The organism is Pseudomonas sp. LBUM1676 (genome assembly GCF_059695605.1).
In genome coordinates this window covers 1,944,661-1,959,856 of record NZ_CP166777.1, presented here as the reverse complement: position 1 = coordinate 1,959,856, position 15,196 = coordinate 1,944,661, and the positions used below count along the sequence as shown (strand labels likewise).

Annotated in this window: 10 protein-coding genes; 2 read left to right on the top strand and 8 right to left on the bottom strand. The window is 61.9% G+C overall.

What is annotated here, in order from left to right; genetic code table 11:
• Window positions 1-59 precede the first annotated feature (59 nt).
• From truA to leuC, 8 genes are all read right to left on the bottom strand, one after another.
• A complete protein-coding gene (gene truA, locus ACA041_RS09145) occupies window positions 60-884 on the bottom strand; it encodes a tRNA pseudouridine(38-40) synthase TruA (RefSeq protein ID WP_497442037.1) in 825 nt (274 codons plus the stop codon).
• A gap of 313 nt (window positions 885-1,197) precedes the next feature.
• Window positions 1,198-3,834 carry a motility hub landmark protein FimV gene (locus ACA041_RS09140; RefSeq protein ID WP_497440806.1) on the bottom strand — a complete coding sequence of 879 codons (2,637 nt, stop codon included), beginning with the start codon at window positions 3,832-3,834 and terminating at the stop codon, window positions 1,198-1,200.
• A 208-nt stretch (window positions 3,835-4,042) separates the two neighbouring features.
• The gene (locus ACA041_RS09135; RefSeq protein ID WP_497440805.1) at window positions 4,043-5,053 is read right to left on the bottom strand and encodes an aspartate-semialdehyde dehydrogenase; all 1,011 of its coding nucleotides are present in this window, start codon (window positions 5,051-5,053) and stop codon (window positions 4,043-4,045) included.
• 298 nt (window positions 5,054-5,351) lie between these two features.
• Entirely contained in the window at window positions 5,352-6,464 is a 1,113-nt protein-coding gene (gene asd / locus ACA041_RS09130) for an aspartate-semialdehyde dehydrogenase (RefSeq protein WP_497440804.1), read from the bottom strand.
• A gap of 68 nt (window positions 6,465-6,532) precedes the next feature.
• Window positions 6,533-7,615, bottom strand: a complete 1,083-nt coding sequence (leuB, locus tag ACA041_RS09125) for a 3-isopropylmalate dehydrogenase (protein WP_497440803.1) — start codon at window positions 7,613-7,615, stop codon at window positions 6,533-6,535.
• A 51-nt stretch (window positions 7,616-7,666) separates the two neighbouring features.
• On the bottom strand, window positions 7,667-8,434 hold the full coding sequence (locus ACA041_RS09120; RefSeq protein WP_497440802.1) for a class I SAM-dependent methyltransferase: 768 nt from the start codon (window positions 8,432-8,434) through the stop codon (window positions 7,667-7,669).
• Between the two features lie 147 nt (window positions 8,435-8,581).
• Entirely contained in the window at window positions 8,582-9,226 is a 645-nt protein-coding gene (gene leuD, locus ACA041_RS09115; RefSeq protein ID WP_497440801.1) for a 3-isopropylmalate dehydratase small subunit, read from the bottom strand.
• An 11-nt stretch (window positions 9,227-9,237) separates the two neighbouring features.
• Window positions 9,238-10,656, bottom strand: a complete 1,419-nt coding sequence (gene leuC / locus ACA041_RS09110; RefSeq protein WP_497440800.1) for a 3-isopropylmalate dehydratase large subunit — start codon at window positions 10,654-10,656, stop codon at window positions 9,238-9,240.
• Window positions 10,657-10,804: 148 nt separating this feature from the next.
• Between leuC and ACA041_RS09105 the strand changes: the two genes are divergently transcribed.
• Together ACA041_RS09105 and ACA041_RS09100 are read left to right on the top strand one after the other, a co-directional pair.
• The gene (locus ACA041_RS09105) at window positions 10,805-11,695 is read left to right on the top strand and encodes a LysR family transcriptional regulator (RefSeq protein ID WP_497440799.1); all 891 of its coding nucleotides are present in this window, start codon (window positions 10,805-10,807) and stop codon (window positions 11,693-11,695) included.
• A gap of 75 nt (window positions 11,696-11,770) precedes the next feature.
• The gene (locus tag ACA041_RS09100; RefSeq protein WP_497440798.1) at window positions 11,771-15,049 is read left to right on the top strand and encodes a PAS domain S-box protein; all 3,279 of its coding nucleotides are present in this window, start codon (window positions 11,771-11,773) and stop codon (window positions 15,047-15,049) included.
• Window positions 15,050-15,196: the final 147 nt, after the last annotated feature.

The following is a 15,196-nucleotide window of genomic DNA, read 5'->3' as shown; positions in this document are numbered from 1 at the left end:
ATACAACCCCACGGCAAATCCGAGAAAGTCCCGGATGGTAACAAAAGCGTTCGAGGGCGTCAGCCGTCAAGTTCCGAGAAGCCGGTCAGGAAGTGCGGCCCGATGTAACGCTCGGGCAACTGGAACTCGTCGCGGTACTCGACCTGCACCAGGTACAGGCCGAACGGGTGAGCGGTGACCCCGCCGGAGCGCCGGATGCGGCTTTCCAGCACTTCTTTCATCCACTCCACCGGGCGCTCGCCGGCACCGATGGTCATCAGTACCCCGGCGATGTTGCGCACCATGTGATGCAGGAAGGCACTGGCGCGGATGTCCAGCACGATCATCTTGCCGTGACGGGTGACACGCAGGTGATGCAGTTCCTTGATCGGCGACTTGGCCTGGCACTGACCGGCGCGGAATGCGCTGAAATCATGGGTGCCGACCAGGTATCGGGCCGCCTCGGCCATGCGCTCGACGTCGAGCGGACGGTGGTTCCAGGTGATTTCATCGTTCAGGTGCGCCGGGCGGATCTGATCGTTGTAGATCACGTAGCGATAGCGCCGGGCGATGGCCTTGAAGCGCGCATGAAAATGCGCCGGCATGACCTTGGCCCAGCTGACGCTGACGTCGTGGGGCAAGTTGATGTTGGCGCCCATGACCCAGGCTTTCATCGAACGCTCGACCGGCGTGTCGAAGTGCACCACTTGCCCGCACGCATGCACACCGGCATCGGTGCGCCCGGCGCAGAGCAGCGACACCGGTGAGTTGGCGACTTTGGACAAGGCGTTTTCGAGGGTTTCCTGCACGGTGAGCACGCCAGAGGCCTGGCGCTGCCAGCCTCGATAACGCGAGCCCTTGTATTCAACGCCCAACGCGATCCGGAACAAGCCCTCGGCCGCCATTTCGGCGGCCGGGTTATCTATATTTGCCAAGGAGTGACAGCCTGCTGATGTACGCAAAGGCGGGCATTATAAGGCCGCGGCGCAGGGACGCCAGTGCAACTGTTGATCGTTGTGTTGAATGCACTGGCCCCTTCGCGAGCAGGCTCGCTCCCACAGGGGATTTGTGTCGAACACAAATGATGTAGGCGGCGCCGATCCAATGTGGGAGCGAGCCTGCTCGCGAAAGCGGCCCGACAGACACCATCGCATCCTTTCCATAAACAAAAACGGCAGCCTCAATGGGCTGCCGTTCCGTTCAAGCCTTACCGATCAATCAAGCCAGGCGCGACAGCATTTCCCTGGCTTCATCCTTCTGCCCGACATCACCCTCGGTCACCACCTCGTTAAGAATGTCCCGCGCGCCATCGGCGTCGCCCATGTCGATGTAGGCCTGGGCCAGATCGAGCTTGGTGGCGACTTCGTCGGTACCGGAGAGGAAGTCGAATTCCGGCTCGTCGTCTGCAGAGGCCAAAGCATCTTCTGCGTTGAAGGTCGGCTCGGCAATACTCTGCGACAGACGATCCAGCTCGGCATTGACATCATCCAGCTCGGCCGCAAAGACTTGCGGAGCGGCAGGAGCGTCCATTTCATCGGCCAGGGACAGGTCGAAGTCGGCTGGCAACTCCAGATCGTCCTGAGGCATTTGCGCAACAGTCGGCGCTGGAGCAGCAGGCGCGTCCTTGACGTCCTCATCCAGGCTCAACAGGAAATCGTCTTCGGCCAGGATCGCAGGCGTTGCATCGCCACCGAGGTCCATGTCCAGATCGAAGTCCGACAGGTCGTCGAGGTTTTCCCTGACTTCTGTCTGTTGTTGCAATACCGACTCGAAGCTCAAGTCGTCATCTTGTGGAAAATCATCCAGTTCGGCCACGGTGTCCGGTGTCGGCACCGCCGCTTGTGGATCATCCAGACTCAGGTCGAAGGCAGTGTCGAAGTCATCGGGCACCGCTGGCGCCTGCGGTTCGTCCAGCAGCAACTCCCTGACGTATTGCGCGTCCAGCTCGGCCGCCATGGAGGCTGCGGCGATACCGCCGGCGGCCGCGAGGGCCATGGCCGGGAAGCGACTTTTCAGCTGTTCGACCCGCGCAAAGTTCTCGCCGTTGGCCACCAGTTGGCGTTCCTGGGCGACAAACGCGTTCCGGTCGCCCTGCTGGCCGAAGACTTCCATCAGCTTCAGGCGCAGGTCACTGCGTTGCGGTTCATGCTTGATGCTGTCTTCGAGCAGCGCAGCAGCCTGATTCAGGCGACCGGCGGCCAGGTGCGTATGCGCCTTGCGCAGTACGTCGTCATCGTGGCGATCGACCGCGGGCGATACCAGTGGCGCTGCAATCGGCGGCGTGACCACCACCGGAGCAATCACCCGAGCAGGTGCGGGTGCAGGTGCCGGAGCTGGCACAGGCGTTGGAGCCGGAACTGGCGCGGTATCGAGCTTGACGCTTGGCGGCGTCACTTCCAGGCCTTCGAAGCTGCTTTCCGGCAGATCGTGTTCAGTAGGGTGTTGCTGCTCTTCGGCCAGTTCCCGGGCCATGCGCACGTGTTTCTCGGCTTCTTGCTGGGCTTTGCGGCGACGAGCCAGCAACAGCAGCAACAACAGCAGCACCACGGCACCGCCACCCACCAGCCCCAGCAGTGCCGGATTGGTCAGCAGCTCGTTGAATTTCTGCTCGTCGGCCGCTACCGGCGTCGGCTCCACTGGCGTCTCGGACGCGGCCGGGGTTGCCTCGGTTGCAGCCGGTGTTGCCTCGGATGCAGGCGCAGGTGCAGGCGCATCCGCAGGCACTGCCGCTGGATCAGCCGCCAGTTCGGCAGAGATCGCCGCAGTGGTCGCCGCATCCGCCGGTGCGTCCGCGGCGCCTTCGGCCTGCAATTTGGCCAGTTGATTGTTCTTCAGTTCGATCAGGCGCTGCAGCTTGTCCAGCTGGCTTTGCAGATCGGTCATGCGGCTTTTCAGTTCCTCGTTGTCACGACGGGTCGTGTCGAGGCTTTCCTGAGTCACCGCCAGCTTGTTGTTCAAGGCCTTGGCGTCGCCTGCGGCACCTTTGCCACCGGCTTTCCCGGATTCGGCAGACACCAGGCTCAGATTGTCCCTGGCGGCTTGCGCGGCCCCGCCTTCGCCACGCGCACGCCGGGTGGCGTCGAGTTGCTGCTGCCCTGCCCCGGTCTTCGGCACATAGCGCCGGCCCTGACGCCACGCCGTGTTCTGCGCGGCCACTTCGGCAATGGCTTTCTGCTGCGGCAGCTCGGTGCTCTGTGCCTGATCCGGCAGACGCAATACCTGACCGGTTTTCAGTCGGTTGATGTTGCCGTCGATAAAGGCATCCGGGTTCAGCGCCTGAATGGCCAGCATGGTTTGCTGGACCGAGCCGCCATTACGCGCCTTTGCCGCGATTTCCCACAGGGTATCCCGTGGCGTGGTGGTGTATTGGCCAGGCTCGGTGGCGCCGGTCACCGGGGCGGTGACGGTTTGCGTCGGAGCAGGTTGCGCAGCGGCATCGGCAGTCTGCGGCGAGAATTTGGACGGATCGAGCAGCACGCTGTAATCGCGCAACAGACGGCCGTTGGGCCACATGACCTGAACCAGGAATTTCACCATCGGTTCGGACAGGGGCTTGCTGGATGTCACACGCAGGACGCTTTTACCGCCGGGGTTGAGCACGGGGGTAAAGCTCAGGTCGTTGAGAAACGCCTGGCGGTCGACTCCGGCCTTGGCGAATTCTTCCGGCGAAGCCAGGCTCGGCACCACGTCGCCAGCGGTGAGTTCCTTGACGTCGAGCAATTCGATTTCCGCCACCAGCGGCTGGTCCAGCGTCGATTTCAGGGTCAGCTCCCCGAGCCCGAGAGCATGCGCCATACCGGAGGACAGCGCCGAGGCGGCCGCTATTGCTAACACCAGTTTGCGAACTTGAACCATAGCCTCTTCCTTTGTTTGAACATTCCTCGGCCAGCGAGAAGGTGTTGATAGTCGCTGCCGTAAGGCATTGCGCGCGCCGACGAGGAGTCGTCGCGCGCGATCGTTTCATTCATGCCCTGGAAAGCCCCGCAGGGTGGCTCGCCGCCAGCAGTCCGGACCAAGCATAGCGCTGGTTGGAACCATGCGAAAAATTGTTGCGAAGTATCTTTTACACAAGGTGTTTTATCAACAATTCAGCCACCTGCACAGCATTGAGCGCCGCGCCTTTGCGCACGTTATCTGACGTCAGCCACAGGTTTAGTTCCGACAGGTCGTCGATTCCATGGCGAACCCGACCAACGTAGACCACGTCCTGCCCGACCGCATCGCCGACCGGCGTCGGATAATCGCCGGCTTCCACCAGTTCGATACCCGGGGCGTCTTCCAGGGCCGCATTGACTTTCCCCAGGTCGATGTCGCTCGCGGACTGCAAGGTCACACTGAAGCTATCGCCAAAAAACACCGGAGCTTGAATGCACGTGACGGAAATCTTCAATGAAGGCAGGGCCATGACCTGGCGCAGTTCGCGCACCAGGCGCTTTTCCAGCAGGGTATGGCCCTGCTCATCCGGTTTGCCGACTTGTGCCAGCAGGTTGAAGGCCATCTGCCGATCGAAGAAGGTTGGCTCCAGGGGGCGCACGTTGAGCAACTCGGCGGTTTGCCGGGCCAGCTCGGTCACGGCTTCGCGACCCTGGGCAGAGACCGCCAGGGCAGCGGTCAGGTGAATGCGTTGCAGGTCGAGCAAACCGAGCAACGGCGCCAGCACCACGGCCAGCGTGGTCGCCGACGGGCTTGGGCTGCTGACCTGGAACGGCTTTTTCAAACCGGCAAGCACCTGTGCGTTGGCTTCCGGCACCACTTGTGGCGCCTGATCCGCTGGCAAGGCACCGGACAGGTCGATCAGCGAGCAGCCAGCGGCGGTGGCGCGCGCGGCGAAACTCAGGGTGACCGCCGGGCCGGCGGCGAAGAACACCAGCTGGACTTTGCTGAAGTCGAACTCATCGACTTCGCGAACCCGCACGTTCTTGCCACGAAACGGCACCGAATGCCCGGCCGATTCACTGCTGGCCAGCAGGTGCAGGTTGCCGACCGGGAAGTCCCGCTCTTCGAGAAGCTGCACGAGGGTTTCGCCGACAGTACCGGTGGCGCCGATCACGGCAATATCAATGGACTGGCTCATGGTTTTACCTCTGGCGAAACGGGGGGAGCGGCACTTTACCGGGTGGGTGGCGTGCAGGCAATTCGGCCGGGATATGCGGCGCCTGTTCCGGCCTCATCGCCGGCAAGCCGGTCTCGCTCCCACAAGGTTTGTGTCGTACACAAAATATGATGGCAGCTCAAAACCTGTGGGAGCGAGCGTGCTCCGGGCGGCGTTCCGTTGATAGCGAACTGTCAGTCAACCCATCAACCCCAGACTGCCAAAAACAAAAAAACCCGCACCTCCTTCAAGGCACGGGCTCTTTCATTACATCAACCGATCACCGCTCAAGCAGAATCCGCAGCATGCGACGCAGCGGTTCGGCCGCGCCCCACAGCAGCTGGTCGCCGACGGTGAAGGCACCGACGAACTGCGAACCCATGTTCAGCTTGCGCAGACGGCCTACCGGAATGTTCAGGGTGCCGGTGACTTTCGTCGGGCTCAGCTCCTGCATGCTGATGTCGCGGTTGTTCGGCACCAGCTTGACCCAAGGGTTGTGCTGGCTGATCAGCCCTTCGATGTCGGCAATCGGCACGTCTTTGTTCAGCTTGATGGTCAGCGCCTGGCTGTGGCAGCGCATGGCGCCGATGCGCACGCAGATGCCGTCGACCGGGATCGGGCTCTTGAAGCGACCGAGGATCTTGTTGGTCTCGGCCTGGGCCTTCCACTCTTCGCGGCTCTGACCGTTCGGCAGTTCCTTGTCGATCCACGGGATCAGGCTGCCGGCCAGGGGCACGCCGAAGTTTTCGGTCGGGTACGCGTCGCTGCGCATGGCTTCGGCGACACGGCGGTCGATGTCGAGAATGGCGCTGGCAGGGTCGGCCAGTTGATCGGCGACAGCGGCATGGGTCGCGCCCATCTGCTTGATCAGTTCACGCATGTTCTGCGCGCCGGCACCGGAGGCCGCCTGATAGGTCATGGCGCTCATCCACTCCACCAGACCGGCTTCGAACAGACCGCCCAGGCCCATCAGCATCAGGCTGACGGTGCAGTTGCCGCCGATGTAGTTCTTGGTGCCCGCGTCGAGCTGCTGGTCGATGACCTTGCGGTTCACCGGGTCCAGCACGATCACCGCGTCATCCTGCATGCGCAGGCTGGAAGCGGCGTCGATCCAGTAACCCTGCCAGCCGGCTTCGCGCAGTTTCGGGAAGACTTCGCTGGTGTAGTCGCCACCCTGGCAAGTCAGAATCACGTCGAGGGTTTTCAGCTCTTCAATGCTGTAAGCGTCCTTGAGCGGAGCAATGTCCTTGCCCACGGACGGGCCTTGGCCACCGACATTGGAAGTGGTGAAAAACACCGGCTCGATAAGATCGAAATCCTGCTCTTCCAGCATCCGCTGCATGAGCACGGAACCGACCATACCGCGCCAACCGATCAGACCTACACGTTTCATCGCAACTACACCTTCTTGAAAAGTGGGCCGCTGCTTTCGAAGTGGAAAGTGGCAGCGGGCCCGAGAGATTACAGATTCCGCAGCGCGGCGACTACTGCGTCGCCCATTTCCTGCGTACCGACTTTAGTGCAACCGGTCGACCAGATGTCGCCCGTACGCAAGCCCTGGTCCAGAACCAGGCTCACCGCCTTCTCGATCGCGTCCGCCGCGCCCGATTGGTTGAAGCTGTAACGCAACATCATCGACACCGACAAAATGGTCGCCAACGGGTTGGCAATGCCCTTGCCCGCGATGTCCGGCGCCGAACCGTGGCACGGCTCGTACATGCCCTTGTTGTGGGTGTCCAGGGAGGCCGACGGCAGCATGCCGATGGAGCCGGTGAGCATCGACGCCTGGTCGGACAGAATGTCACCGAACATGTTGTCGGTCACGATCACATCGAATTGCTTCGGTGCACGCACCAGTTGCATGGCGGCGTTGTCGACGTACATGTGGCTCAGTTCGACTTGCGGGTAATCCTTGGCCACTTCCTCGACGATTTCACGCCACAGTTGGCTGGACGCCAGGACGTTGGCCTTGTCCACCGAGCACAGCTTCTTGCCGCGCACCATGGCCATGTCGAAACCGACACGGGCAATGCGGCGGATTTCGCTTTCGCTGTACGGCAGCGTGTCATAGGACTGGCGCTCGCCGTTTTCCAGGGTGCGGGTGCCGCGTGGCGCGCCGAAATAGATGCCGCCGGTCAGCTCGCGAACGATCAGGATGTCGAGGCCGGAAACGATTTCCGCTTTCAGGCTCGAGGCTTCAGCCAGTTGCGGGTACAGGATCGCCGGACGCAGGTTGCCGAACAGGCCCAGTTGCGCACGGATCTTCAGCAGGCCGCGCTCAGGGCGGATGTCACGTTCGATGGCGTCCCATTTCGGTCCGCCGACGGCGCCCAGCAGCACAGCGTCCGCCGCGCGGGCGCGATCCAGGGTTTCGTCGGCCAGCGGCACGCCGTGCTTGTCGATGGCAGCGCCACCGATCACGTCGTGGCTCAGCTCGAAGCCCAGGCTGTACTTGTCGTTGGCCAGCTCCAGCACCTTGACCGCTTCGGCCATGATTTCCGGACCAATACCGTCACCTGGGAGAATCAGAATCTGCTTGCTCATGCTTTCCTCATGTCATCAGTCGGTATGCCCTTGGGCACACCCGGAAAAATTCTATCGTTCTGCCATCAGCACCAGCACATCTGTACTGAACGAACCATCGGCCTCAATCTCAAAATAGTCGCGCACTTCGTTGCCCATCGATTGCTGCAACTCGCGGATCGCCGCGCGCATCACCTGTGGCGTGCGCATGCGCTCGACCCAGCTGGTGTACTCCAGACGCAGGCGTTGACGCGTGGTGCTACGGGTGTGCAACCCCGCCTCGCTGACCTGACGCAACCACTCGCCGGCGGAATAATCGCGCACATGGCTGGTGTCGCGCAGCACTTCGACGCTTTGCAGGTAAGTGTCGAACAACGGACTGCCCGGTGACAACACGTCGATGAACGCTGCTACACCTCCCGGTTTCAGCACCCGGCGGACTTCCCGCAGCGCCAGGCCGAGATCGCTCCAATGGTGCGCCGAATAACGGCTGAACACGAAGTCGAACTCGCCATCGGCGAACGGCAGGCGCTCGGCGGCACCGTTGACCGTGGACACGTTGCTCAGGCCACGATCGACAGCGGCAGCGGCGACGACGTCGAGCATCTGCTGGGACAGGTCGTAGGCCACCACTTCCTTGACCAGCGAGGCCACGTGAAAACTCACGTGACCGGCGCCGCAACCCAGATCCAGCACCCGGGCATCGCCCTGCCCTGTCAGTTCAGCCTGTAGCAGGGCGAATTCGGTGCCTTGAGCGTGTACGGCGCTGCTCAGGTAGGCGGCGGCCTGTTCACCGAATTGTTTCTGGACTACCTGGCTGTGCTGGGGGGTGCTGGTCATGGGGACTTCCTTTTTGGGGGTGGAGTCTTGTGTTGCCTTCGAGGGCCTCATCGCGAGCAGGCTCGCTCCCACAGGGTTTTGTGAACGCCGCACATCCAATGTGGGAGCCAGCCTGCTGGCGATGGCGTCATTACGCCTTACGCAAATTCATGCATCACGAAACAACCACGGCTGGCTCGCCCGGTGCTTGGCTTCAAACGTCGCAATCGCCTCATGATCCATCAACGTCAGACCGATATCGTCCAGGCCATTGAGCAGGCAGTGCTTGCGGAACGCATCAATCTCAAAGCGATGCACCTTGCCATCCGGACGGGTCACGGTCTGGGCTTGCAGGTCGATCTGCAACTGGTAGCCAGGATTCGCTTCAACCTGCTGGAACAGCTCATCAACCTCGGCATCTCTCAAAATGATCGGCAACAAGCCGTTCTTGAAGCTGTTGTTGAAGAAGATGTCGGCGTAGCTCGGCGCGATGATGCTGCGGAAACCGTACTCTTCCAGGGCCCACGGCGCGTGTTCGCGGCTGGAGCCGCAACCGAAGTTTTCCCGGGCCAGCAACACGCTGGCGCCTTGGTAACGTTCGGCGTTGAGCACGAAGTCCTTGTTCAGCGGCCGCTTGGAGTTGTCTTGATACGGCTGCCCCACATCCAGGTAGCGCCACTCATCGAACAGGTTCGGGCCAAAACCCGTGCGCTTGATCGACTTCAAGAATTGCTTCGGAATGATCTGGTCGGTGTCGACGTTGGCACGATCCAGAGGCGCGACAAGACCAGTGTGCTGGGTAAAAGCTTTCATGCTGCGCTCCTTCAGATCAATTCACGGACGTCGACGAAACGACCGTTCACAGCGGCGGCGGCGGCCATTGCCGGGCTCACCAGGTGGGTACGACCACCGGCGCCCTGACGGCCTTCGAAGTTACGGTTGGAGGTCGAGGCGCAATGCTCGCCCGACTCCAAACGGTCCGGGTTCATCGCCAGGCACATCGAGCAGCCCGGCTCGCGCCATTCGAAACCGGCCTCGAGGAAAATCTTGTCCAGGCCTTCGGATTCCGCCTGCGCCTTCACCAGGCCCGAGCCCGGCACCACGATGGCCTGCTTGATGGTCGATGCCACTTTGCGGCCCTTGGCGATCACTGCCGCCGCGCGCAAATCTTCGATCCGCGAGTTGGTGCAGGAACCGATGAATACACGGTCGAGCTGAATGTCGGTGATCGCCTGATTGGCGGTCAGTCCCATGTATTTCAACGCGCGTTCGATGGAGCCACGTTTGACCAGGTCCATTTCCTTCGCAGGATCGGGAACATTCTGATCCACGGCCAACACCATCTCAGGCGAGGTGCCCCAGCTGACTTGCGGTTTGATCTGGGTCGCGTCGAGCTCGACCACGGTGTCGAACACCGCATCGGCATCGGACACCAGGTCTTTCCAGGCTTCAACGGCCAGGTCCCACTCCGCGCCTTTCGGAGCGAATGGACGGCCCTTGACGTAAGCCACGGTTTTTTCATCGGCGGCCACCAGACCGACGCGAGCACCGGCCTCGATGGACATGTTGCAGATGGTCATGCGGCCTTCGACCGACAGATCGCGAATCGCGCTACCGGCGAATTCGATGGCATGGCCGTTACCGCCGGCGGTGCCGATCTTGCCGATCACGGCGAGGACGATGTCCTTGGCGGTCACGCCGAATGGCAACTGGCCCTCGACCTCTACCCGCATGTTCTTCATTTTCTTGGCGACCAGGCACTGGGTGGCGAGCACGTGCTCGACTTCGGAAGTGCCGATACCGTGAGCCAAAGCGCCAAACGCGCCGTGGGTCGAGGTGTGGGAGTCGCCGCAGACCACGGTCATGCCCGGCAAGGTGGCACCCTGCTCCGGGCCGATGACGTGAACGATGCCCTGGCGGATGTCGTTCATTTTGAATTCGACGATGCCGTACTCGTCACAGTTATCGTCGAGGGTCTGAACCTGCAAACGCGAGACCTGGTCGGCAATGGCTTCGATGCCGCCCTTGCGCTCCGGCGTGGTCGGTACGTTGTGGTCCGGGGTCGCGATGTTGGCATCGATGCGCCAAGGCTTGCGCCCGGCCAGACGCAGGCCTTCGAAGGCTTGCGGCGAGGTCACTTCATGGATGATGTGACGATCGATGTAGATCAGCGCGGAGCCATCGTCGCGCTGCTTGACCAAATGCGAATCCCAGAGCTTGTCGTAGAGCGTTTTGCCGACCATCAGACGGTTTCCTCATCATTTTGTTTCTATGCCCTGGGTCTTGAGCGATTCAATAACCCCTTGGCTTGTGAGGTCGATCCTAGGGGGTTACATTAAATAACTCAAATTCATATTTTTTATGCTTTGGATAACCAACTGGAATACGACGATGGATCTGGCCAACCTCAACGCTTTTATCGCGATTGCCGAGACCGGGAGTTTCTCCGGTGCCGGCGAGCGGCTGCACCTGACCCAGCCGGCAATCAGCAAGCGCATCGCCGGGCTGGAGCAGCAATTGAAGGTGCGCCTGTTCGATCGCCTGGGTCGTGAAGTCGGCCTGACCGAAGCCGGGCGCGCCTTGCTGCCGCGGGCCTATCAGATCCTCAATGTGCTGGATGACACCCGCCGCGCCCTGACCAACCTCACCGGCGAAGTGAGTGGCCGCCTGACCCTGGCCACCAGTCACCACATCGGCCTGCACCGTCTGCCGCCTTTATTAAGGGAATTCACCCGCCGTTATCCCCAGGTGGCGCTGGATATCCAGTTCCTCGACTCGGAAGTGGCCTACGAGGAAATTCTCCATGGCCGCGCCGAGCTGGCGGTCATCACGCTAGCCCCGGAACCCCACGCCCTGGTCCAGGCCACGCCCGTATGGGACGACCCGCTGGATTTCGTCGTCGCCCCGGAGCATTCGCTGATCAGCAACGGCCCGGTCAGCCTGGCCGACATTGCCCTGCACCCGGCGGTATTCCCCGGCGGCAATACCTTTACCCACCACATCGTCAGGCGCCTGTTCGAAGCCCGGGGCCTGACGCCGAACATCGCCATGAGTACCAATTATCTGGAAACGATCAAGATGATGGTCTCGATCGGCCTGGCCTGGAGCGTGTTGCCGCGCACCATGCTCGACGAACAAGTTGCACGAATACCTTTACCGGGCATACAACTGACTCGCCAGCTAGGCTATATCTTGCATACCGAACGGACGCTGTCGAATGCGGCACGGGCGTTTATGGCCCTGCTGGATGCACAAATCGATGGGCCAGGGATTCAAGGCTAAGCTGTGCTAGGTCCATAGAGCCCGTAGAGCCACAAACTCCTGTGACTAACGCCCAATTCAGCCCAAGGCTTGAAAATGCCGAAATCCGTTGACCGAATTCCGCCGATGCCGCGCATTCAGGCGCTGGACCCGAAGCGGTCCGAGCAGAGCTGGGAAAGTGCCCCGCAATTGCTGGCGGCCCTCAACGGTGCACGCCTGGGTGCCTGGTACTGGGACATCGAGCTCGGGCAGATCAGCTGGTCGCGGGGCACCCAGGCATTGTTCGGCTTCGATCCCCGGCAACCGCTGCCGGCCGATCTGGAATACCTTGACCTGCTGCCGCCGGAGGACCGGGCAAAAACCATCCGCGCCTTCCACGCGGTGATTGCCGGCGCCCCGCTGGAGCAGGCGATGCATCACCGCATCCGCTGGCCCGACGGCAGCCTGCACTGGCTGGAGATCAACGGCAGCCTGCTGCCGGACAAGCACGGCCGGCCGCGCATGATCGGGGTGATTCGCGAAATCACCCACCAGCGTCAGCGTGAACAGGCCCTGAGGAGTTCGGAAAAACGCTTTGCCACGCTGTTTCACCTGTGTCCGAACATGGTATTGCTGACCCGCCAGGAAGACGGCCTGATCAGCGAAGCCAACCAGTATTTCGAAAGCCTGTTCGGCTGGCCGGTGCAAGACGCGATTGGCCGCACGACCCTCGAGCTGGGCCTGTGGGTGCACCCGGAGCAACGGGCGCAACTGGTCAAGGCCACCAAGGCCAAGGGCGAATTGATCAATATGGAAGTGCAGCTGCGAGCGAGTAACGGCCAGGTTCACGACGGCATTCTCAGCGCGCAGAAAGTCGAGCTCGAAGGCCAGCCCTACCTGCTGAGCACCTTCCTCGATACCACCGAACGCAAAGCCGCCGAACACGCCCTCAAAGACAGCCAGGAACGCCTCGACCTGGCCCTGGATTCGGCGCAGCTGGGCACCTGGGACTGGCACATTCCCAGCGGCATGCTCTACGGCTCGGCGCGGGCCGCCCAACTGCACGGGCTGGAAGCCAAGCCTTTCCATGAAGCGTTCGACGATTTTTTCGAAGGCGTACCCGGCGAAGATCGCGACAGCATGCGCGACGCCTACCGCAGCTTGCGCGAAGGCCCGGCGGGCAATTATCAACTGACCTACCGCGTGCAGCTGGCGGATGGCAGTTCGCGCTACCTGGAGAGCCGCGCCCGGCTCTACCGCGATGACAACGGTGCACCACTGCGCATGGCCGGCACGCTGCTCGACATCACCGATCAGGTGGAACGCGAACAGCGGTTGGTGGCGTCTGAAGAGAAATTCGCCACCCTGTTCCAGGTCAGCCCGGACCCGATCTGCGTGACCCACCAGGACACCGGCCAGTTCATAGAAATCAACTCCAGCTTTACCCAGACCTTCGGCTGGAGCACCGCCGAGGTGATCGGCCGCAGTGCCGACGAAATCGGCCTGTGGGACGCTTCGGCGAAAAGCCTGCAAAGGATCGAACAGGTCATCCGCGAACAGGGCCTGAACAACGTGGCGATCCTGGTCCAGCACAAGGACGGGCAGCCCCTGACGTGCGTGATTTCCAGCCGCCAGATCAGCGTCGGCGACCAGCCGTGCATCGTCACCACCCTGCGCGACATCACCCAGCAGCAACGTTCGGAAGCGGCACTGAAGGCCAGCGAGGAGAAATTCGCCAAGGCGTTCCACTCCAGCCCCGACGCCATCACCATCACCGAGCGCGACACCGGGCGCTATCTGGAAGTCAACGATGGCTTCTGCCGCCTGACCGGCTATCGTGCCGACGAAGTCGTTGGCCGCACGGTGTACCAGGTTGGTATCTGGGCCGAGGAAAAACAGCGCTCGGCGCTATTGGCCGAGCTGCAGCTCAAGGGTCGGGTGCACCACCAGGAGATGCTCGGGCGCAATAAACGTGGCGAATTACTCACCGTCGAAGTCTCGGTGGAACCCATCACGCTCAACGAAACCGCCTGCCTGCTGCTGACCGCCCGCGACGTCAGCCTGCTGAAAAACGCCGAGGCGCAAATCCGCCACCTGGCCTACCACGACCCGCTGACCAACCTGCCCAACCGCGCGCTGCTGATGGATCGCCTGAGCCAGCAGATCGCCCTGCTCAAGCGCCACAACCTGCGCGGCGCGCTGATGTTTCTCGACCTCGACCACTTCAAGCACATCAACGACTCACTCGGCCATCCGGTGGGCGATACGGTGCTGAAGATCATCACGGCACGCCTTGAAGCCAGCGTGCGCATGGAGGACACCGTCGCGCGGCTGGGCGGTGATGAATTCGTGGTGCTGCTCAGCGGCCTGGAAGGTTCGCGCAACGAGGTCAGCGACCAGGTGCGCAATCTCGCCGACACCCTGCGTGAGCTGCTGTCCGAACCGATGTTCCTCGACGGCCAGCGCCTGCAAGTGACCCCGAGCATCGGCATCGCGCTGATCCCCGATCACGGCTCGACCCCGACCGACCTGCTCAAACGCGCCGACATCGCCCTCTATCGGGCCAAGGATTCGGGCCGCAACACCACGCAGATGTATCACAACACCATGCAGAAGGCCGCCAGCGAACGCCTGCGCCTGGAGACCGACCTGCGCCAGGCCTTGTCCCGCGGTGAGTTTCGCGTGCATTACCAACCTCAGGTGGACGCGCGGGACGGCCGCATCGTCGGCGCCGAGGCATTGGTGCGCTGGGACCATCCGGAATTCGGCACAAAGTCGCCCACGGACTTCATCAAGGTGCTGGAGGACAGCGGGCTGATCCTCGAAGTGGGCACCTGGATCGTCGACGAGGTCTGCGCCGCCTTCAAACAGCTGATCGCCAAAGGCCTGATCGACGCGCACAACTTCAGCCTGTGCGTGAACATCAGCCCGCGGCAATTCCGCCAGAACGACTTCGTCGAACGCATCGAACACAGTCTCGGCAGCCACGGCCTGCCCTGCTCGCTGCTGAAACTGGAAATCACCGAAGGCATCGTCATCCAAAACCTGGAAGACACCATCAGCAAAATGCGCCGTCTGAAAAAACTCGGCGTGAGCTTTGCCATGGACGACTTCGGCACCGGCTACTCCTCGCTGACCTACCTCAAGCGCCTGCCGGTGGACACCTTGAAAATCGACCAGTCGTTCATCCGCGACGCCACCACCGATCCCAACGATGCCGAGATCATTCGCGCCATTGTCGCGATGGCCCGCAGCCTGGAATTGAAAGTGATCGCCGAAGGAGTGGAAACCCAGGACCAGCTGGATTTCCTGCAGGGGCTGGGCTGCCATTTCTACCAGGGGTATTTGCACAGTCGGCCGTTGCCGGTGAAGGAATTTCAAAAACTCCTTAAGTAACTGACTCGGTCCTTTTTGCGCGCCCCCCTCTACCGAACCGGGCTCGCTTCCTTGTGGGAGCGAGCCTGCTCGCGAAGAGGCCATGCCAGTCGACATCGATGTCGGATGCCAGTCCGCCTTCGTCGGAACGCCGCCCGGAGCAAGCCC